23 protein-coding genes are annotated in these 21250 nt (G+C 46.7%); all 23 read left to right on the forward strand.

Annotation, left to right across the window (positions count from 1 at the left end; genetic code table 11):
• The first annotated feature begins 199 nt into the window (after positions 1–199).
• Positions 200–4300, forward strand: a complete 4101-nt coding sequence (gene rpoB / locus FD960_RS00265) for a DNA-directed RNA polymerase subunit beta (RefSeq protein WP_215299200.1) — start codon at positions 200–202, stop codon at positions 4298–4300.
• 1 nt (position 4301) lies between these two features.
• Entirely contained in the window at positions 4302–8564 is a 4263-nt protein-coding gene (gene rpoC, locus FD960_RS00270; RefSeq protein ID WP_215299201.1) for a DNA-directed RNA polymerase subunit beta', read from the forward strand.
• A gap of 176 nt (positions 8565–8740) precedes the next feature.
• Positions 8741–9121 (forward strand): 30S ribosomal protein S12, encoded by a 381-nt coding sequence (rpsL, locus tag FD960_RS00275; RefSeq protein WP_062307031.1) that lies wholly within the window; start codon positions 8741–8743, stop codon positions 9119–9121.
• 148 nt (positions 9122–9269) lie between these two features.
• The gene (gene rpsG / locus FD960_RS00280) at positions 9270–9740 is read left to right on the forward strand and encodes a 30S ribosomal protein S7 (protein ID WP_015420229.1); all 471 of its coding nucleotides are present in this window, start codon (positions 9270–9272) and stop codon (positions 9738–9740) included.
• Positions 9741–9767: 27 nt separating this feature from the next.
• A complete protein-coding gene (gene fusA, locus FD960_RS00285; RefSeq protein WP_215299202.1) occupies positions 9768–11870 on the forward strand; it encodes an elongation factor G in 2103 nt (700 codons plus the stop codon).
• A gap of 51 nt (positions 11871–11921) precedes the next feature.
• Positions 11922–13112, forward strand: coding sequence for an elongation factor Tu (gene tuf / locus FD960_RS00290; protein WP_215299194.1), 1191 nt, complete (start codon positions 11922–11924; stop codon positions 13110–13112).
• Positions 13113–13223: 111 nt separating this feature from the next.
• A complete protein-coding gene (gene rpsJ, locus FD960_RS00295) occupies positions 13224–13535 on the forward strand; it encodes a 30S ribosomal protein S10 (RefSeq protein WP_011901899.1) in 312 nt (103 codons plus the stop codon).
• 197 nt (positions 13536–13732) lie between these two features.
• Positions 13733–14389, forward strand: coding sequence for a 50S ribosomal protein L3 (gene rplC / locus FD960_RS00300; protein ID WP_215300497.1), 657 nt, complete (start codon positions 13733–13735; stop codon positions 14387–14389).
• An 11-nt stretch (positions 14390–14400) separates the two neighbouring features.
• Positions 14401–15021, forward strand: a complete 621-nt coding sequence (gene rplD, locus FD960_RS00305) for a 50S ribosomal protein L4 (protein WP_215299203.1) — start codon at positions 14401–14403, stop codon at positions 15019–15021.
• Complete coding sequence (gene rplW / locus FD960_RS00310) at positions 15018–15332, forward strand: 50S ribosomal protein L23 (protein ID WP_046329378.1); 315 nt, start codon at positions 15018–15020, stop codon at positions 15330–15332. The genes rplD and rplW overlap by 4 nt, the downstream gene beginning before the upstream one ends.
• 2 nt (positions 15333–15334) lie before the next feature.
• Complete coding sequence (gene rplB / locus FD960_RS00315; RefSeq protein WP_062307036.1) at positions 15335–16165, forward strand: 50S ribosomal protein L2; 831 nt, start codon at positions 15335–15337, stop codon at positions 16163–16165.
• Positions 16166–16184: 19 nt separating this feature from the next.
• Entirely contained in the window at positions 16185–16463 is a 279-nt protein-coding gene (gene rpsS, locus FD960_RS00320; RefSeq protein WP_011901904.1) for a 30S ribosomal protein S19, read from the forward strand.
• 7 nt (positions 16464–16470) lie between these two features.
• Positions 16471–16803 carry a 50S ribosomal protein L22 gene (gene rplV / locus FD960_RS00325; protein ID WP_215300499.1) on the forward strand — a complete coding sequence of 111 codons (333 nt, stop codon included), beginning with the start codon at positions 16471–16473 and terminating at the stop codon, positions 16801–16803.
• Positions 16804–16811: 8 nt separating this feature from the next.
• Positions 16812–17627 carry a 30S ribosomal protein S3 gene (gene rpsC / locus FD960_RS00330; RefSeq protein ID WP_215299204.1) on the forward strand — a complete coding sequence of 272 codons (816 nt, stop codon included), beginning with the start codon at positions 16812–16814 and terminating at the stop codon, positions 17625–17627.
• A gap of 2 nt (positions 17628–17629) precedes the next feature.
• Positions 17630–18043: a 50S ribosomal protein L16 gene (gene rplP / locus FD960_RS00335; RefSeq protein WP_215299205.1), complete on the forward strand. Its 414-nt coding sequence runs from the start codon at positions 17630–17632 to the stop codon at positions 18041–18043.
• Positions 18044–18057: 14 nt separating this feature from the next.
• Positions 18058–18252, forward strand: coding sequence for a 50S ribosomal protein L29 (rpmC, locus tag FD960_RS00340; protein ID WP_062307044.1), 195 nt, complete (start codon positions 18058–18060; stop codon positions 18250–18252).
• Between the two features lie 12 nt (positions 18253–18264).
• Positions 18265–18534: a 30S ribosomal protein S17 gene (gene rpsQ, locus FD960_RS00345; protein ID WP_076024550.1), complete on the forward strand. Its 270-nt coding sequence runs from the start codon at positions 18265–18267 to the stop codon at positions 18532–18534.
• Between the two features lie 186 nt (positions 18535–18720).
• On the forward strand, positions 18721–19089 hold the full coding sequence (gene rplN / locus FD960_RS00350) for a 50S ribosomal protein L14 (RefSeq protein WP_072582069.1): 369 nt from the start codon (positions 18721–18723) through the stop codon (positions 19087–19089).
• A gap of 9 nt (positions 19090–19098) precedes the next feature.
• Positions 19099–19407 (forward strand): 50S ribosomal protein L24, encoded by a 309-nt coding sequence (gene rplX, locus FD960_RS00355; protein ID WP_015420242.1) that lies wholly within the window; start codon positions 19099–19101, stop codon positions 19405–19407.
• A gap of 16 nt (positions 19408–19423) precedes the next feature.
• On the forward strand, positions 19424–19966 hold the full coding sequence (rplE, locus tag FD960_RS00360) for a 50S ribosomal protein L5 (protein WP_046329383.1): 543 nt from the start codon (positions 19424–19426) through the stop codon (positions 19964–19966).
• A 9-nt stretch (positions 19967–19975) separates the two neighbouring features.
• Positions 19976–20281 carry a 30S ribosomal protein S14 gene (gene rpsN, locus FD960_RS00365; RefSeq protein ID WP_011901913.1) on the forward strand — a complete coding sequence of 102 codons (306 nt, stop codon included), beginning with the start codon at positions 19976–19978 and terminating at the stop codon, positions 20279–20281.
• Positions 20282–20305: 24 nt separating this feature from the next.
• The gene (gene rpsH, locus FD960_RS00370) at positions 20306–20701 is read left to right on the forward strand and encodes a 30S ribosomal protein S8 (protein ID WP_100379473.1); all 396 of its coding nucleotides are present in this window, start codon (positions 20306–20308) and stop codon (positions 20699–20701) included.
• A gap of 10 nt (positions 20702–20711) precedes the next feature.
• The gene (rplF, locus tag FD960_RS00375; RefSeq protein WP_215299206.1) at positions 20712–21245 is read left to right on the forward strand and encodes a 50S ribosomal protein L6; all 534 of its coding nucleotides are present in this window, start codon (positions 20712–20714) and stop codon (positions 21243–21245) included.
• The last annotated feature ends 5 nt before the right edge of the window (positions 21246–21250 follow it).

The following is a 21250-nucleotide window of genomic DNA, read 5'->3' on the forward strand; positions in this document are numbered from 1 at the left end:
GGGGTGCTAGTCCTGTTGGGTTTGACCATTAGTGGTCAAACCCGATTTCATTTCTGATTGGAATCGGGTTTGCCTTCTGATACGACTGCAGAATGCAAGTTTGGTCGGACACTAGATCTATCCGATTTAGTGTTGTCCGCCAGTGGTTGGTAGTGGCCAACCGCCAAATCTTTGTACAGTCGCTGAATTCGGAGATGAAATGAACTATAGCTTCACCGAACGCAAGCGAGTCCGTAAAAGCTTTGCTAAGCGAGTAAATAATCACCAGGTTCCGTACCTGATCGCAACGCAGCTGGAATCCTACGCTAAATTTTTACAGGCTGAAAAGCCAGCAATGTCTCGTCTTACTGAGGGACTTCAAGCTGCCTTTACATCAGCATTCCCAATTGTGTCTAACAACGGCTATGCACGTATGGAATACGTGTCTTACCAGTTATCACAGCCACCATTTGACGTAAAAGAATGTCAACAACGTGGTTACACATATCACTCAGCCTTACGCGCAAAAGTTCGCTTGATTATTTATGATCGCGAAGCGCCTACCAAGGTTAAAGAAGTAAAAGAGAGCGAAGTCTACATGGGTGAAATTCCACTCATGACAGATAACGGCTCTTTTGTGATCAACGGTACTGAGCGTGTCATCGTTTCTCAGTTGCATCGTTCCCCAGGCGTGTTCTTTGAACACGATAAGGGCAAGACACATAGCTCAGGAAAGTTGCTGTTCTCAGCGCGCATCATTCCTTACCGTGGTTCATGGCTCGATTTCGAATTTGATCCAAAAGACATTCTGTATTTCCGCGTTGACCGTCGTCGCAAGATGCCTGTAACCATTTTGCTCAAAGCAATTGGCCTAAACAACGAACAGATCCTTGCAAACTTCTTTAATTTTGACCATTTCGCGTTGAGCGCGAATGGCGCCTCAATGGAATTTGTTCCAGAGCGTCTGCGTGGTCAGATGGCTAGCTTTGATGTGCTTGATAAGAATGGCGTTGTAGTCATTCAAAAAGATAAGCGTATCAATGCGAAACATATTCGTGAACTCGAAGCCGCCAAGACTAAGAATATCGTTGTTCCAGATGATTACTTAATTGGTCGCGTTGTTGCGCGCAACATCATTGATCCAGACTCCGGTGAGATCTTGGCTTACGCTAATGATGAAATCACGGAAGAATTGTTAGCAACATTGCGCGATGCTGGCATCAAGCAATTGGAAACGATTTACACCAATGATTTAGATTCTGGTGCATATATTTCTCAGACATTGCGTACTGACGAAACTGCCGATCAAATGGCTGCTCGTATTGCCATCTATCGCATGATGCGTCCTGGCGAGCCTCCAACTGAAGATGCGGTTGAGGCGTTGTTCCAGCGCTTGTTCTACAACGAAGATAGCTACGATTTATCTCGCGTTGGTCGTATGAAAGTAAACAGCCGTCTCGGTCGCTCAGAGATGGAAGGCCCAATGGTCTTGTCGAATGAAGATATTCTCGACACCATTAAGTCTCTTGTTGATTTGCGTAACGGTAAGGGCGAAGTTGATGATATCGATCACTTAGGTAATCGTCGCGTACGTTGCGTAGGTGAGTTGGCGGAGAATCAATTCCGCGCTGGTTTATCACGTGTTGAGCGTGCGGTTAAAGAACGTCTCGGTCAAGCCGAAACAGAAAACCTCATGCCGCATGATTTGATTAACAGCAAGCCAATCTCTTCAGCGATTCGTGAGTTCTTCGGTTCTTCACAGTTGTCCCAGTTTATGGACCAAACAAACCCATTGTCAGAGATCACGCACAAGCGTCGTATTTCCGCGCTGGGACCTGGTGGTTTGACACGTGAACGCGCAGGCTTCGAAGTGCGCGACGTGCATCCTACTCACTATGGTCGTGTTTGCCCAATTGAAACTCCAGAAGGACCAAACATTGGTCTGATCAACTCACTCGCGTTATTTGCGCGTTTGAATGAGCATGGCTTTCTTGAGACTCCATACCGTAAAGTTTCCAATAGCAAGGTAAGCGACGAAGTTGTTTACCTCTCTGCGATTGAAGAAGCGAAATACGTGATTGCTCAGGCAAATGCAACAATCGACAAGAGCGGCAAGTTGGCCGACGAATTGGTTTCAGCGCGTCAAGCTGGCGAAACAATGATGGTTAGCCCAGAGCGTATCGATTTCATCGACGTTGCTCCTAGCCAGATCGTTTCTGCTGCAGCTTCATTGGTTCCATTCTTGGAGCATGATGATGCGAACCGTGCATTGATGGGTGCGAATATGCAACGTCAAGCGGTTCCTTGCTTGCGTCCAGATAAGCCATTGGTTGGTACGGGCTTAGAGCGCATTGTTGCGGTTGACTCTGGCACAGTAATCTTGGCTTCACGTGGCGGTATCGTTGATTACGTAGATGCGAATCGTGTTGTGATTCGTGTAAACGATGATGAAACTGCTGCTGGTGAAGTTGGTGTGGATATTTATAACCTTATCAAGTACACCCGCTCAAACCAAAACACCAATATCAATCAACGTCCAATCGTTCAGGCTGGTGATCGTGTAGCCCGTGGCGACGTTGTTGCTGATGGCGCATCTACCGACTTAGGTGAATTGGCTTTGGGTCAAAACATGACTGTGGCATTTATGCCATGGAACGGTTACAACTTTGAAGATTCAATCTTGATCTCTGAGAAGGTTGTTGCTGATGACCGCTACACCTCGATTCATATTGAAGAGTTGTCAGTAGTTGCACGTGACACCAAGCTTGGCTCAGAAGAAATTACTCGCGATATTTCCAATTTGGCAGAGTCACAACTCTCCCGCTTGGATGAGAGCGGTATTGTTTACATTGGTGCTGAAGTTGAAGCTGGCGATGTATTGGTTGGTAAGGTAACTCCTAAGGGCGAGACTACTCTCACTCCGGAAGAGAAGTTACTGCGTGCGATCTTCGGTGAAAAAGCATCTGACGTTAAAGATACTTCTTTGCGCGTTCCTTCAGGAATGATTGGCACCGTTATCGATGTTCAAGTCTTCACCCGTGAAGGTATTGAGCGCGATGCCCGTGCACAGTCAATCATTCAAGAAGAATTACAACGCTATCGTTTGGACTTGAATGACCAGTTGCGTATTGTTGAGGGTGATGCCTTCATGCGTTTAGAAAAACTGTTGATTGGTAAAGTTGCTAATGGCGGTCCTAAGAAATTAGCTAAAGGCACTAAGATCGACAAGGAATACCTTGCTGACTTAGACAAATATCATTGGTTTGATGTTCGTCCAGCGGATGATGAAGTTGCCTCACAAGTTGAAGCAATCAAATCCTCTATCGAAGCGAAGCGCAAGCAGTTTGACGAGGCCTTCGAAGAGAAGCGCACCAAGCTTACCCAAGGCGATGATTTGCAGCCTGGCGTAACTAAGATGGTTAAGGTGTACTTGGCCGTTAAGCGTCGCTTACAGCCTGGTGACAAGATGGCTGGTCGTCACGGTAACAAAGGTGTGGTTTCTAAAATCGCCCCTGCTGAAGATATGCCATTTATGGCTGACGGACGCCCGGTTGACATCGTCTTGAACCCATTGGGTGTTCCTTCCCGTATGAACGTTGGTCAGATCTTGGAAACCCACTTAGGTTGGGCGGCTCAAGGTATTGGTAAGCGTATTGATGAGATGGTTCGTCAACAGGCTAAACAAGCTGAACTCCGCAAGTTCATGAAGCAGCTTTATAACGAAACTGGTCGCGTAGAAGATATCGACAATTTCACTGATGAGCAAATCACGGTATTGGCTGAGAATTTACGCCAAGGCTTGCCATTTGCTACCCCAGTATTTGACGGTGCTACTGAAGCCGAAATCGGCCGCATGCTCGAGTTGGCATATCCAGAAGAAGTCGCTACTTCTTTGAAGATGACGCCTTCACGTCAGCAAATGATTTTGTGCGATGGCCGTACTGGCGATCAGTTCGAGCGTCCAGTCACTGTTGGCGTAATGCACGTCTTGAAACTCCACCATTTGGTTGATGACAAGATGCATGCGCGTTCAACTGGTCCTTACTCGTTAGTAACGCAACAGCCACTGGGCGGTAAAGCTCAGTTTGGTGGTCAGCGCTTTGGTGAGATGGAAGTTTGGGCCCTCGAAGCATACGGTGCTTCATATGTCTTGCAAGAAATGCTGACAGTGAAGTCCGATGACGTCGCAGGCCGTACCAAGGTTTACGAAAACATCGTCAAGGGCGAGCACACAATTGATGCTGGCATGCCCGAATCCTTCAACGTACTGGTAAAAGAAATCCGTTCGTTGGGTATTGACATTGACATGGAGCGCAACTGATATGAAAGCATTGCTCGATTTATTTAAGCAAACGCAGGGTGATGAGCAGTTTGATGTCATCAAGATTGGTCTTGCATCCCCTGAGAAAATTCGCTCATGGTCTTTTGGCGAAGTACGCAAGCCAGAAACCATCAACTACCGGACTTTTAAGCCCGAGCGTGATGGTCTGTTCTGCGCCAAGATTTTTGGACCAACCAAAGACTACGAGTGCTTATGCGGCAAGTACAAGCGCTTAAAGTTCCGTGGCGTTATTTGCGAGAAGTGTGGCGTTGAAGTTACGCTCGCCAAAGTACGTCGTGAGCGCATGGGCCACATTGAGTTGGCGGCCCCTGTAGCGCACATTTGGTTCTTGAAGTCATTGCCATCCCGTTTGGGCATGGTTCTCGATATGACATTGCGTGATATCGAGCGCGTTCTTTACTTTGAAGCATATGTAGTGGTTGATCCCGGCATGACTCCTGAAGGCGCGATGAAGCGCGGTCAAATCATGTCTGAAGATGAGTACTACGCCAAGACCGAAGAGTATGGTGACGGTGCATTTACTGCCATCATGGGCGCGGAAGGTATTCGTGACCTCTTGCGCGGTATCGATATCGATCGTGAAGTAGAGACAATTCGTGCTGATTTGAAAGCAACTGGTAGTGACGCCAAGATCAAGAAATACGCTAAGCGCTTAAAAGTGCTCGAGGCATTCCAGACTTCAGGCATTAAGCCCGACTGGATGATCATGGAAGTATTGCCAGTATTGCCACCAGAGTTGCGCCCATTGGTGCCATTGGATGGCGGTCGCTTTGCTACTTCCGATTTGAACGACCTCTATCGTCGTGTGATTAACCGTAACAACCGTTTAAAGCGTTTGTTAGAGTTGCGCGCGCCAGAGATCATCGTTCGTAACGAAAAGCGCATGCTGCAAGAAGCGGTTGATTCATTGCTCGACAACGGTCGTCGCGGTAAGGCTATGACTGGCGCTAACAAGCGTCCTCTCAAGTCTTTGGCCGAGATGATCAAAGGTAAGAGCGGTCGTTTCCGTCAAAACTTGTTGGGTAAACGTGTTGACTACTCAGGTCGTTCAGTCATCGTGGTTGGCCCTACATTGAAATTGCATCAGTGCGGCTTGCCAAAATTAATGGCCTTGGAATTGTTCAAACCATTCATTTTCAACAAGCTCGAGACTTTAGGAATTGCAACCACGATTAAGGCTGCGAAGAAAGAAGTTGAAAGTCAGACTCCAATCGTTTGGGACATTCTCGAAGAAGTCATTCGTGAACATCCAATCATGTTGAACCGTGCGCCTACATTGCACCGTCTCGGTATTCAGGCTTTCGAGCCAATGCTGATTGAAGGTAAGGCAATCCAATTGCACCCATTAGTCTGCGCGGCATTTAACGCCGACTTTGACGGTGACCAAATGGCGGTTCACGTTCCTTTGTCGCTCGAAGCGCAAATGGAAGCACGTACATTGATGTTGGCTTCGAACAACGTATTGTTCCCAGCTAACGGCGAACCATCTATCGTTCCTTCACAGGACGTGGTGTTGGGTCTGTACTACGCTACTCGTGACAAGATCAACGGTAAAGGCGAAGGCATGGTCTTCGCTAATATCACTGAAGTGATTCGTGCATACGAAGCTGGTCAAGTTGAATTGGCTTCACGCGTTGCTGTACGTATTACTGAGTTTGAGATCGTGGATAAGAAGGCAGAGGGCGATGCCCGTTTTGCTGAGAAGACCAAGATCTATCAAACTTCAGTCGGCCGCGCCATCTTGTCAGAGATTTTGCCTAAAGGCATGTCTTTCGAGGAAATTAATAAGCCTCTGAAGAAAAAAGAAATCTCACGTTTGATTAACACTTCATTCCGTAAGTGCGGTCTTCGTGAAACTGTTATTTTTGCTGACCGCCTCTTGCAGTCTGGTTTCCGCTTGGCGACTAACGCCGGTATCTCGGTTGCGATCGACGATATGCTGATTCCAACTTCTAAAGAGCGCATCATCACTGAAGCTTCTACCAAGGTTAAAGAGTATGACAAGCAGTTCATGTCAGGCCTCGTAACCAATCAAGAGCGTTATAACAACGTGGTTGATATTTGGGGTGCTGCCGGTGACCAGGTTGGTAAGGCGATGATGGATGAGTTGTCACACGTTGACGTGCTCGACCGTAACGGTAAAACAGTGCGTCAAGAGTCCTTTAACTCCATCTACATGATGGCGGACTCTGGTGCGCGTGGATCTGCGGCGCAGATCCGCCAGTTGGCTGGTATGCGTGGTTTGATGGCGAAGCCTGATGGTTCCATTATCGAAACCCCAATTACTGCGAACTTCCGTGAAGGTTTGAACGTGTTGCAGTACTTCATCTCTACCCACGGTGCTCGTAAGGGTCTAGCCGATACAGCATTGAAGACAGCGAACTCTGGTTACTTGACACGTCGTTTATGTGACGTAACGCAAGATTTGGTTGTGATCGAAGAAGATTGCGGCGCAACATCTGGCGTAACGATGAAGGCGCTTGTTGAGGGCGGCGAAATTATCGAAGCATTGCGCGATCGAATTTTGGGTCGTGTCTGTATCGGTGACATCGTTCATCCTGATACACAAGAAGTGATCGTTCCAAACGATACATTGCTTGACGAAGATCATGTAGATCAAATCGTTGCATTGGGCATTGACGAAGTTAAAGTTCGTACAGTACTTTCTTGTTTAACTCGCTTCGGCTTGTGCGCAAAGTGCTACGGACGTGACTTGGGTCGCGGTGGCTTGGTGAACGTTGGTGAGGCAGTTGGTGTGATTGCTGCTCAGTCTATCGGTGAGCCAGGAACACAGTTGACTATGCGTACCTTCCACATTGGTGGTGCTGCGTCACGTGCTTTGGTTGCAAGCAATATTGAAGCCAAATCTAACGGTGCTTTGAAGTTCTCCGGCACGATGCGTGTTGTGAAAAATGCGAAGGGTGAGCAGATCGTGATTTCACGTTCTGGTGAAGCCTTGATCATTGACGACAACGGTCGCGAGCGTGAGCGTCATAAAGTGCCTTATGGCGCAACTCTCTTGTTAAAAGAAGGTGCGGCAGTAAAGGCTGGCGCAAGCTTGGCGACATGGGATCCATTGACACGTCCAATTATTTCTGAGTACGCTGGTATCGCTCGCTTCGACAACGTTGAAGAAGGTGTTACTGTTGCTAAGCAGGTTGACGAAGTGACCGGTCTCTCCACTTTGGTGGTAATTGACGGTAAGCGTCGCTCTGCAGCAAGCAAAGGCGTTCGTCCAATGATCAACTTAGTTGATGACAAGGGCGGTGAAGTGATGATTGCGGGTACAGATCACCCAGTAAACATTGGCTTGCAAGTTGGCGCTTTGATCACTGTTAAAGACGGTCAAAAAGTTGAAGTTGGTGAAGTATTGGCGCGTATTCCAATCGAATCACAGAAGACTCGTGACATTACCGGTGGTCTGCCACGCGTTGCCGAATTGTTCGAGGCGCGTTCACCAAAAGATGCTGCTGTATTGGCAAAAGTCACTGGAACAGTTTCCTTCGGTAAAGAAACCAAGGGCAAGCAACGTCTAGTGATTACCGATATGGATGGCGAAGCAAATGAATTCTTGATTCCTAAAGAGAAGCAGGTTCTCGTTCATGACGGTCAAGTCGTGAACAAGGGCGAGATGATTGTGGAAGGCCCTGCCGATCCACACGACATCTTGACGCTCAAAGGAATCGAAGAGTTGGCAATCTACATCGTTGACGAAGTTCAAGACGTATATCGTCTCCAGGGTGTGAAGATCAATGACAAGCACATCGAAGTTATCGTGCGTCAGATGTTGCGTCGCGTTCAGGTAACTGATCCAGGCGATACATCCTTCATTACTGGTGAGCAAGTTGAGCGTTCTAAGCTGTATGACGCAAACGATGCTGCGATCGCTGCAGGTAAACACCCAGCTCAGTTCGAGAACGTGTTGTTGGGTATTACTAAAGCATCCTTGTCGACAGACAGCTTCATTTCAGCGGCTTCTTTCCAAGAAACCACCCGTGTATTGACCGAGGCTGCAATTATGGGCAAGACCGATACACTCCGTGGCCTCAAGGAAAACGTCATTATTGGTCGCCTGATCCCAGCTGGTACCGGCTTGTCTTACCGCCGTGCACGCAAGGTCAGAGAGCAATTCGAGCGTGATCGTGCTCAAATGATTGCCGCCGAAGAGGAAGCAATGGCTGATATGCCTGTAGAAATAGAGGCTGAAGTGATTGCTCCTGCTGGGGAGGCTGATCCGAGCTAATTTGGTAGTTCTGGCCAGAAATGGCCAGTTTTTCCCCTCGAGGTTGACGGAAAAGGCTGGCCAGGCTAGAATGCTGAGTTCTACTGATTCAGAAGAGGGTCTTTTTGACCTAGAAATTCTCTAAGTCATTGATTTTCTTGAAGAAAGCAACAAAGAAGTACTAACCGAGCTATTTTATGCCAACAATTAATCAATTATTACGCAAGCCAAGAAGTCGGCTGACCGTTAAAAGCAAGAGCCCTGCGTTGCAAAACAGCCCGCAGCGCCGTGGTGTATGTACACGTGTATATACAACAACTCCTAAAAAGCCTAACTCTGCGCTTCGTAAAGTAGCCAAGGTTCGCTTAACCAATGGTTTTGAAGTGATTTCATACATTGGTGGTGAAGGCCATAACCTCCAGGAACACTCAGTAGTGTTGATCCGTGGTGGTCGTGTAAAGGATTTGCCAGGTGTTCGTTACCACATCGTTCGTGGCTCACTTGACTTGCAAGGTGTTAAAGACCGTAAGCAGTCACGTTCCAAGTACGGTGCTAAGCGCGCTAAGAAAGCTGCTTAATAGCAACTTAAAGTTTTTGTAGCAAGTCTTCGTTTGTCAGACTTAAAAGACAAGTAAGTGGCTGCTCCGCCTGGAATCTTCCAGGTAGTAGGGCAGCCGGAGCGGGTGATCCATGTGGGCCACCCCTAACTGAACTGAAGGAGTAGTTATGCCACGTCGTCGTGAAGTTCCCAAACGGGAAATCTTGCCTGATCCAAAATTCGGCAATGTAGAAGTAGCAAAATTCATGAACGTCCTCATGTTGGACGGCAAGAAATCGGTAGCAGAGCGTATCGTTTACGGTGCCTTTGATCACATCGAGAAAAAAGCAAACAAAGAGCCACTCGAAGTTTTCTCAACAGCTATGGGCAACGTTAAGCCAATGGTTGAGGTGAAGAGTCGTCGTGTTGGTGGTGCTAACTACCAGGTTCCTGTTGAAGTTCGCCCATCACGTCGTTCCGCTTTGGCAATGCGCTGGGTGCGCGAAGCCGCAAAGAAGCGTGGCGAAAAATCAATGGCACAACGTTTGGCCAACGAATTATTAGAAGCTGCTGAAGGCCGTGGCGGCGCAATGAAGAAGCGTGAAGAAGTTCACCGTATGGCTGAAGCTAATAAAGCTTTCTCACATTTCCGCTTCTAATCGCACAGCAAAGAAAAGGTACCAACAGTGGCACGTAAAACCCCCATCGACAAATACCGCAATATCGGTATTTCTGCGCACATTGACGCAGGTAAAACAACAACAACAGAACGCGTTTTGTTCTACACCGGTGTTAATCACAAGATCGGTGAAGTACATGATGGCGCTGCAACCATGGACTGGATGGAGCAAGAGCAAGAGCGTGGTATCACGATTACTTCCGCTGCTACTACTACGTTCTGGAAGGGCATGGCTGGTAATTTCCCTGAGCATCGCATCAACATTATTGATACCCCAGGACACGTAGACTTCACTATTGAAGTTGAGCGCTCAATGCGCGTTTTGGATGGCGCTTGCATGGTTTACTGTGCGGTGGGTGGTGTACAGCCACAATCTGAAACTGTTTGGCGTCAAGCAAACAAGTATCAAGTTCCACGTTTGGCATTCGTAAACAAGATGGACCGTACAGGTGCGAACTTCTTCAAGGTCTACGACCAAATGAAGGCTCGTCTCAAGGCGAACCCAATCTTGATTCAAATTCCAATCGGCGCTGAAGAAAACTTCAAAGGTGTTATTGACTTGGTAAAAATGAAGGCCATCATTTGGGATGAGGCTTCACAGGGCACTAAGTTTACATACGAAGATATTCCTGCTGAATTGCAAGCGTCTGCTGAAGAGTGGCGCGAGAAGATGCTCGAAGCTGCAGCAGAGAGCTCTGAAGAGTTGATGGAAAAATATCTCGGCGGCGAAGGCTTGACCGAAGAAGAAATCAAAAAAGCATTGCGTCAACGCACTATCGCCAATGAAATCGTTCCAATGTTGTGCGGAACCGCTTTTAAAAATAAAGGCGTTCAGGCGATGTTGGATGCGGTTGTTGAATTGTTGCCATCTCCATTGGACGTTCCACCAGTCCCATGTGAAGAAGAAGACGGTACACCGACGACCCGTAAAGCATCTGATGATGAGAAATTCTCAGCATTGGCATTTAAGATCATGACTGACCCATTTGTTGGCCAGCTCATCTTCTTCCGCGTGTACTCAGGTGTAATGAAGTCTGGCGATACGATCTATAACCCAATCAAGGGCAAAAAAGAGCGTGTTGGTCGTTTATTGCAAATGCATGCAAACGAGCGCGAAGAAATTAAAGAAGTATTTGCAGGTGACATCGCAGCGGCTGTTGGCCTCAAAGATGCAACCACTGGCGAAACATTGTGCGATCCAGATAGCATCGTGATTTTGGAGCGCATGGTATTCCCAGAGCCGGTGATCTCACAGGCAGTTGAGCCAAAGACAAAAGCTGACCAAGAAAAAATGGGTCTTGCTTTGAACCGCTTGGCACAAGAAGACCCTTCTTTCCGCGTGAAGACTGACGAAGAATCTGGCCAAACAATTATTTCCGGTATGGGCGAGCTCCACTTGGAAATTTTGGTTGATCGTATGAAGCGTGAATTCGGTGTTGAAGCAACTGTTGGTAAGCCACAAGTTGCTTACCGTGAAACGATTCGCAAGGTTTGCGAAGAGATCGAAGGTAAATTCGTTAAGCAATCTGGTGGTCGTGGTCAATACGGTCACGTGGTACTGAAGCTTGAGCCACAAGAGCCAGGAAAAGGTTTTGAATTCGTTGACGCTATTAAGGGTGGTGTAGTTCCTCGTGAATACATTCCTGCAGTAGAAAAAGGAATTATCGAAACTTTAAACTCTGGTATTTTGGCTGGCTATCCAGTGGTAGACATCAAAGCAACATTGTTCTTCGGTTCATACCATGACGTTGACTCCAACGAAAACGCATTTAAGATGGCGGGCTCGATGGCGTTCAAAGACGGTATGCGCAAAGCATCCCCAGTGTTGCTAGAACCAATGATGGCTGTTGAAGTTGAAACACCAGAAGATTTCATGGGTAACGTAATGGGCGACCTCTCATCACGTCGCGGTATTTTGCAAGGTATGGATGACATTCCGGGTGGCGGCAAGATTGTTCGCGCTGAAGTGCCATTGGCAGAGATGTTTGGTTACTCAACTGGCTTGCGCTCGTTGACCCAAGGTCGCGCTACCTACACCATGGAATTTAAGCATTATTCCGAAGCACCTAAGAACGTTGCTGAAGCAGTGATGGCTGCTAAAGCGAAGTAATTTATCCACATTATTTTGAATATTGACTAGCTAAAGAAGGCAGACAAAAAAATGGCAAAAGAAAAGTTTGAGCGGACAAAACCGCACGTAAACGTTGGCACAATCGGTCACGTTGACCACGGTAAAACTACATTGACAGCAGCGATCGCTACAGTGCTCTCAAAAGCATTCGGTGGCGAAGCAAAAGCATACGATCAGATCGATGCTGCTCCAGAAGAAAAAGCACGTGGTATTACGATTAACACAGCACACGTTGAGTACGAGACAGCAAATCGTCACTACGCACACGTTGATTGCCCAGGACATGCTGACTACGTTAAGAACATGATTACTGGTGCTGCTCAGATGGACGGCGCGATTCTAGTTTGCTCCGCTGCTGACGGCCCAATGCCACAAACTCGTGAGCACATCCTCTTGGCACGCCAAGTTGGTGTTCCTTACATCGTCGTATTTTTGAATAAGTGCGACATGGTTGACGATCCTGAGTTGTTAGAGCTCGTAGAAATGGAAGTTCGTGAACTTCTTTCTAAGTATGACTTCCCAGGCGATGACACACCAATCGTTCAAGGTTCTGCTAAGTTAGCGCTTGAAGGCGACGAAGGCCCATTGGGTAAAGAAGCCATCATGAAGTTGGCTGAAGCTTTAGATACATACATCCCAACTCCAGAGCGTGCTGTTGACGGCGCGTTCTTGATGCCAGTAGAAGACGTGTTCTCTATCTCCGGTCGCGGTACTGTAGTGACTGGTCGTATCGAGCGCGGTATTGTTAAAGTTGGTGAAGAGATTGAAATCGTTGGTATCAAACCAACTCTCAAAACAACTTGTACTGGTGTTGAAATGTTCCGTAAATTGCTCGACCAAGGTCAAGCAGGCGATAACGTTGGTATCTTGTTACGCGGTACAAAACGTGAAGAAGTTGAGCGCGGCCAAGTATTGGCTAAGCCAGGTTCAATCACCCCACATACTCACTTTACAGCCGAGGTTTACATCTTGGGTAAAGACGAAGGTGGCCGTCATACTCCATTCTTTAACAACTATCGTCCACAGTTCTACTTCCGTACAACGGACGTAACTGGTTCAATCGAGTTGCCAAAAGACAAAGAAATGGTAATGCCTGGTGATAACGTCACGATTACCGTAAAACTCATCGCTCCAATCGCGATGGAAGAAGGTTTACGTTTTGCGATCCGTGAAGGTGGCCGTACTGTTGGCGCCGGCGTGGTTGCAAAGATTTTGGCTTAATAGCAGTAAAAATATTTAGCGGTTTGCTAACCGGTGACATCAGTGCTGATGATGTCACCGTGCTCTTTAGAAATATAACGTGGCAGCACCACAACGCTCTTTGGAATTAATATGCAAAACCAAAAAATTCGTATTCGTCTTAAAGCATTTGATTACCGTTTGATTGACCAGTCTGCAGCTGAAATCGTTGATACAGCCAAGCGTACTGGTGCAGTGGTTAAGGGTCCAGTACCTTTGCCAACTCGTATCGAGCGTTTTGATATCTTGCGTTCACCGCACGTGAACAAGACATCACGTGATCAGTTAGAGATTCGTACCCATCTCCGTTTGATGGATATTGTTGATCCTACAGAGAAAACAGTAGATGCTTTGATGAAATTAGACCTCCCAGCAGGTGTGGACGTCGAAATTAAGTTGCAGTAATTCAGTATTTCCAGTCTTTGCACTTGCCAAGACTGGCCTTTCGGGATAGAATCTAAGGCTTCGCTCAATTATTTGGGCGGATTTTAAGGTTTTATCAGCATTAAAAACGTTGTAACTTATTGATTTAGAAGTACTTTTACTTGTAAATCACTTAAATTAATTTTGCCGACCAATCGAAGTCGGCGTGGAGCATGAATATGAGCTTAGGCTTAATCGGTCGCAAGATCGGCATGACCCGTCTATTTACGGACGAAGGGGAAGCAATTCCTGTCACCGTAATTGACGTGAGCGATAACAGAATCGCTCAAATCAAGACCCAGGCAACTGATGGCTATGATGCTATCCAGTTAGCACATGGCACACGTAGAGCTACTCGCGTTACCAAAGCAATGGCTGGTCACTTCGCTAAAGCAGGGGTGATGGCTGGTAACGGTCTCAACGAATTCCCATTGGATGCAGCAAAAATTGCAGAAATGACAGCTGGACAAGTAATTCCTGCTGAAGCTGCATTTACTGCTGGTCAAAAAGTGGACGTGCAAGGCGTAACAATTGGTAAAGGCTATGCCGGTACTATTAAGCGCTATCACTTCGCTTCTGGACGCGCATCACACGGTAACTCACGTTCACATAACGTGCCAGGTTCTATCGGTATGGCGCAAGATCCAGGTCGTGTTTTCCCAGGTAAGCGCATGACTGGCCACCTTGGTGACGTTACACGTACCGTACAAAATTTAGTCATCGCACGCATTGATGCAGAACGTAATCTCATCATGGTTAAAGGCGCTATTCCAGGTGCCCCAGGCGGTAAAGTTATTGTTACTCCAGCGGTGAAAACACCGTTGAAGAAGAAATAAGGAGAGCGAATATGGAACTTAAGCTTCTCCAAGACAACGGAACTTTGGGCGCAGGCGTTCAAGCCTCACCAGAAGTATTCGAGCGTGAATATAACGAAGCATTGGTACACCAAGTTGTTGTGGCTTACCAGGCAAATGCACGTAGCGGTAATCGTGCACAAAAAGACCGCGAGCAAGTTAAGCACACAACCAAAAAACCTTGGCGTCAAAAAGGTACTGGTCGTGCACGTGCTGGTATGAGCTCTTCCCCGCTGTGGCGTGGAGGTGGTCGTATATTCCCGAATTCTCCAGAAGAGAATTTCAGCCAAAAAGTAAACAAAAAAATGTACCGCGCTGGTATGAGATCTATTTTGTCTCAGTTAGCTCGCGAAGGTCGTTTGAATGTTGTTGATCAATTCAATCTAGATGCTCCAAAGACTAAAGTTTTAGCTGAGAAAGTTAAAGCAATGGGATTGGATTCAGTATTGATTATTGTTGATCAAGTTAGCGAGAATTTGTACTTGGCATCACGCAACTTGCATAAAGTTGCTGTATGTGAGCCACAGCATGCTGATCCATTAGCTTTGGTTCAATACAAAAAAGTATTGGTAAGCAAAGCTGCGATCGCAAAAATTGAGGAGTTGCTGAAATGAGCCAAGTCCGTAAAAACGATCACAACTTGATGAAGGTTCTGCTTGGACCAGTTATCTCTGAAAAAGCCACCATGGTTGCAGAGAAAAACGAGCAAGTAGTATTCCAAGTTACACGCGACGCTAACAAAAGCGATGTGAAACAAGCGGTTGAATTGCTCTTTAAAGTGCAAGTTGACTCTGTTCAAATCGTGAATCAAAAGGGTAAGCCAAAGCGCTATGGCCGTTTTGAAGGTCGTCGTGACCACACTAAGAAGGCCTATGTAAGCTTGAAACCAGGTCAAGAAATTAACTTTGAAGCGGAGGCGAATTAATCATGCCTTTGATGAAGACAAAACCGACCTCACCAGGTCGTCGCTCAATGGTCAAAGTGGTAAATCCTGACCTGCATAAAGGTAAACCTTTTGCAGCGTTAGTAGAGCCACAGTTCCAAAAAGCAGGTCGTAACAATAATGGTCACATCACTACCCGTCATAAGGGTGGCGGTCATAAGCATCACTATCGCGTCGTAGATTTCAAACGCAACGATAAAGATGGTATTCCAGCAAAAGTAGAGCGTTTGGAATACGATCCAAACCGCAGTGCAAATATTGCATTGATCGTGTTTGCTGATGGTGAACGTCGTTACATTCTTGCTGCAAAAGGCATGACTGTTGGACAGGCATTGATGAGCGGCTCCGAAGCCCCAATCAAGTCTGGTAACAACTTGCCCATTCGCAACATCCCAGTTGGTAGCACAATTCACTGTGTAGAAATGTTGCCAGGTAAAGGCGCGCAAATTGCACGTTCTGCTGGTGGCTCTGCAGTATTGCTAGCTCGTGAAGGTGTATACGCTCAGGTGCGCTTGCGCTCTGGCGAAGTGCGTCGTATTTTGATTGATTGCCGTGCCACTATTGGTGAAGTTGGTAATGAAGAGCACAGCTTGCGCCAAATTGGTAAAGCTGGTGCAAATCGCTGGCGTGGTATTCGTCCAACCGTTCGCGGTGTGGCAATGAACCCAGTAGATCACCCGCACGGTGGTGGTGAAGGTAGAACTGGCGAAGGCCGTGTACCTGTATCCCCATGGGGCACACCAACCAAAGGTTATCGTACACGTCGCAATAAGCGTACAACTTCGATGATCGTTCAACGTCGTCAAAAACGTTAAGCGATAAGGATAAATAGATATGACACGTTCAGCTAAAAAAGGCCCATTTTGCGACGCCAGCTTGGTAAAAAAAGTTGAAGTTGCACAAGCCAACAAGGACAAAAAGCCGATCAAAACTTGGTCACGCCGTTCAACAATTCTTCCAGACTTTATTGGTCTGACAATTGCTGTGCATAACGGTCGTCAACACGTTCCGGTATATGTATCAGAAAACATGGTGGGTCATAAGTTAGGCGAATTTGCCTTGACCCGTACTTTCAAAGGTCACGCTGCTGACAAGAAAGTAACGAAGAAGTAAGGGGATGATGATGGAAGTTAAAGCTATTCACAAGGGCGCCCGCATTTCTGCGCAAAAGACACGTTTGGTCGCAGACCAAATCCGTGGTTTGCCAATTGCACGCGCAATGAACATTTTGAATTTCAGCCCCAAGAAAGCTGCTTTCATTGTGAAGAAAGTTGTTGAGTCCGCAATGGCCAACGCTGAACACAATAAAGGTGCTGATATTGATGAGCTCAAGGTATCGACAATTATTGTTGATAAAGGTACTTCCTTGAAGCGCTTCACAGCACGCGCTAAGGGTCGTGGCAATCAAATTGAAAAACAAACATGTCACATCACCGTGACCTTGAGTAACTAAGGAAAGATATGGGACAAAAGATAAACCCAACCGGATTCCGACTCTCGGTAACGAAGAACTGGACATCACGTTGGTATGCAAACAACGTTGACTTCGCTAAGATGCTTAAAGAGGACGTAGATGTCCGTCTTTACCTCAAGAAGAAGTTGAAGAACGCATCCGTTAGCAAAGTAGTGATTGAGCGTCCTGCTAAGAACGCTCGCATCACTATCTATAGCTCACGTCCAGGTGTTGTGATTGGTAAAAAAGGCGAAGATATTGAAGTACTCCGCCGCGAATTGCAAAAGCGTATGGGCGTTCCAGTCCACGTAAACATCGAAGAAATTCGTAAACCTGAAGTTGATGCGCAATTGATCGCTGATTCAATTACTCAGCAGCTCGAGAAACGTATTATGTTCCGCCGTGCAATGAAGCGCGCTATGCAAAATGCAATGCGTCTTGGTGCACAAGGAATCAAGATCATGTCTTCTGGTCGTTTGAACGGTGCGGAAATTGCCCGTCGTGAATGGTACCGTGAAGGACGTGTTCCACTTCATACATTGAAGGCTGACATTGATTACGCTACATCAGAAGCGGAAACAACATACGGCATCATCGGTGTAAAAGTTTGGGTATACAAGGGCGATACTTTAGGTCGTGGTGCAGATGCTACAGTAGTAGCAGAGCCAGCAGCCGAAGAGAAAAAACCACGCCGTGCACCATCTAAAACAACTGCTCGCAAACCAGCCGGTGAAGATAAGCCATTAGTGGCCGCTAAACCAGCAGTGAAGCGTGTACGCAAAGCCGTAGAAGCTACAGCTGATACGCAGAAGTCAGGAGAGTAAGCATGCTACAACCAAAGCGTCGTAAGTATCGCAAGGAACAAAAAGGCCGTAATACTGGCGTGGCAACACGTGGTAGTTCAGTAGCCTTTGGTGACTTCGGCTTGAAAGCCGTTGGTCGCGGTCGTTTGACTGCACGTCAGATTGAATCTGCACGTCGCGCAATGACCCGTCACATTAAACGTGGTGGTCGTATCTGGATCCGTATTTTCCCAGACAAACCAATTTCACAAAAGCCAGCTGAAGTGCGTATGGGTAACGGTAAAGGTAATCCAGAGTACTACGTAGCAGAAATTCAACCAGGCAAAGTACTTTACGAGATGGACGGTGTAGATGAAGCTTTAGCACGCGAGGCTTTCAAGCTTGCAGCTGCTAAGTTACCTTTACAAACTACATTCGTGATTCGCCACTTAGGTTGATCGGGATAGAGATTATGAAAAAGACAGAATTAGCATCTAAAGATCTGGTTGCCTTAAATGCAGAATTGACAGAGTTGTTGAAGACAGGCTTCAAACTCCGTATGCAAAAAGGCACACAGCAACTCACAAATACCAGCCAATTGGGTAAGAACAAGCGCGACATCGCTCGCGTGAAAACTTTTATTACCCAAAAAACTGCACAGAAATAAGGAAAAAGGGATATGACAGAATTATCTAAACCCTTGCGCCGCACCCTGGTGGGTCGTGTCGTTAGCGATAAAATGCAAAAAACTGTGACTGTGCTAGTTGAGCGCCAAGTAAAACATGCGCTTTATGGCAAATATGTTGGACAGTCCAAAAAATACCACGCTCATGACGAAGCTGGCCAATACAAGATGGGTGATACCGTTGAAATTGCTGAATCTAAGCCAATTTCACGTACTAAATCTTGGGTTGTGACCCGTTTAGTTCAAGAGTCAAAGGGTATTTAAAGAAATATTAGGGATTTTGGCGAACTTTCTTGCCAAATCCCTGTTTTACGTAGTATGATAGAAGGCTTCTCTGGTTTATTTGTGAGAAGCAGTGTTTTTTCATTAATTCCGGGTTTTAACTTTCGTTAAAGCCCATAGACGGAACCAAGACTGTTTGCCTCTGGCTAACAAGTTGGGGATTAGAAAATGATTCAGACCGAAAGTAGATTACAGGTCGCCGATAACACAGGCGCCAGTGAAGTTTTGTGCATCAAGGTATTGGGCGGCTCTAAGCGTCGTTACGCCAGTATCGGTGATGTCATCAAAGTAAGCGTGAAATCCGCTGCTCCACGTGGCCGTGTAAAAAAAGGTGACATTTATAACGCCGTAGTAGTGAGAACTGCTAAGGGTGTTCGCCGTCCAGACGGTTCATTGATTAAGTTCGATGGCAACGCTGCGGTATTGCTCAACGCTAAGTTAGAGCCAATTGGCACACGTATCTTTGGACCAGTCACACGCGAATTGCGTACTGAAAAGTTCATGAAGATCGTTTCTCTCGCCCCCGAAGTTATTTAAGAGGCTGATATGAAAAAGATTCGTAAAGGTGATTCAGTAGTTCTATTGACTGGCCGCGATAAGGGCAAGCAAGGAACAGTTACAGCCGTACTCGAGAACAAGTTAGTGATCGAAGGCGTAAACATTTATAAAAAGAGCGTTAAGCCAAATCCAGCAGCCGGTGTAACTGGCGGCATGATTGACAAGACGATGCCTGTTCACATTTCTAATGTGGCTTTGGTTGACGGTAACGGCAAGCCATCACGTGTTGGTATCAAACTCGTAGACGGTAAAAAACAGCGTTTCCTGAAAACTACTGGCGCAACTTTAAGCGCATAAGGGGCACGGAGAAATTATGAGCACACGTTTTCAAGAACACTACCAAGCTAAAGTTGTTGCAGACTTGATCGCCAAGTTTGGCTACAAATCTGTAATGGAAGTTCCACGTATCACCAAAGTTACCCTAAACATGGGTTTGGGCGATGCAGTGAACGACAAAAAGATTATCGAAAATGCAGTTGGTGATTTGACTAAAGTAGCGGGTCAAAAACCAGTTGTAACAAAAGCGAAAAAAGCGATTGCTGGATTCAAAATTCGTCAAGGTTACCCAATCGGTGCCATGGTGACATTGCGTGGTGCACGCATGTATGAATTCTTGGATCGTTTCGTGACTGTTGCATTGCCACGCGTACGTGACTTCCGTGGAATTTCCGGTAAGGCATTTGACGGCCGCGGTAACTACAACATCGGCGTTAAAGAGCAAATCATTTTCCCTGAAATCGAATACGACAAAATTGATGCCCTCCGTGGTCTCAATATCAGTATTACGACGACCGCTAAGACTGACGAAGAAGCAAAAGCTTTGTTAGCAGCGTTCAAATTCCCTTTCCGCAATTAAGAGGCTAACGTGGCAAAACTATCCCTAATTGAGCGCGAGAATAAGCGCGCAAAAACTGTAGAGAAGTACGCTGTAAAGCGTGCTGAACTCAAGGCAATCATTGCTGATCAATCACGCAGCGATGAAGAGCGCTATGAAGCTCGCTTGAAGCTACAGGCACTTCCACGTAACGCAAGCCCGATTCGTCAAAGAAATCGTTGTTCATTAACCGGTCGTCCACGTGGCACATTCCGTAAGTTTGGTTTGGCCCGTAGCAAGATTCGTGAAATCGCCTTCCGTGGCGAAATCCCCGGTTTAACCAAGGCCAGCTGGTAAGCGGCGAAAGAATTAGGAGAACTCATGAGTATCAGCGATCCAATCGCCGACATGTTGACCCGGATCCGCAATGCGCAAGCAGTGCAGAAGCCCGTAGTCTTGATGCCGTCGTCAAAAGTTAAAGTAGCTATTGCAAAAGTCTTGCAGGATGAAGGTTATATCGATAGTTTTGAAATCAAAGGTGAAGCAGCTAAGCCAGTGCTACACATCGATCTCAAATACTATGCAGGCCGCCCTGTTATTGAGCGTATTGACCGTGTATCTACACCAAGTCTACGTATCTACAAAGGCCGCCACGACATTCCTGAAGTGATGAATGGCTTGGGCATTGCAATTATTTCAACCCCACAAGGCGTAATGACAGACCGCAAAGCACGTGCAAACGGCGTTGGTGGCGAAGTTATTTGCTACGTCGCGTAAGGAGAGAAATATGTCCCGCGTAGGTAAATCACCAATTACAGTTCCTAAGGGAACTGAAATCAGCATCAACGGTGCAAACATTACAGTTAAAGGCCCATTAGGCACTTTGAATCATAACTTGCACCCTTCTGTTGGTTTGAAACAAGAAGATGGCGTATTGACTGTTGTTTTGAATAACGACACACCAGAGGCTGGTGCACAGTCAGGTACTGCACGTGCCTTGGTTAACAACATGGTTGTTGGCGTAACTACTGGCTTTGAGCGCAAGCTCAGCTTGGTAGGCGTTGGTTACCGTGCTGCTGCTCAAGGTGAAACATTGAAATTGCAGTTAGGTTTCTCACACGACATTATTTACAGCCTACCAAAGGGTGTAAAAGCTGAGACTCCAACTCAAACAGAAATCATCATCAAAGGCTCCAACAAGCAGCAAGTTGGCCAGGTCGCAGCTGAAGTTCGCGCATACCGTTCACCAGAGCCATACAAAGGCAAAGGTGTTCGCTACGTTGACGAAGTTGTGCATCTGAAAGAAACCAAGAAGAAGTAAGCGAG

It is taken from the genome of Polynucleobacter sp. AP-Nino-20-G2 (genome assembly GCF_018688235.1).
Classification (GTDB): Bacteria; Pseudomonadota; Gammaproteobacteria; order Burkholderiales; family Burkholderiaceae; genus Polynucleobacter.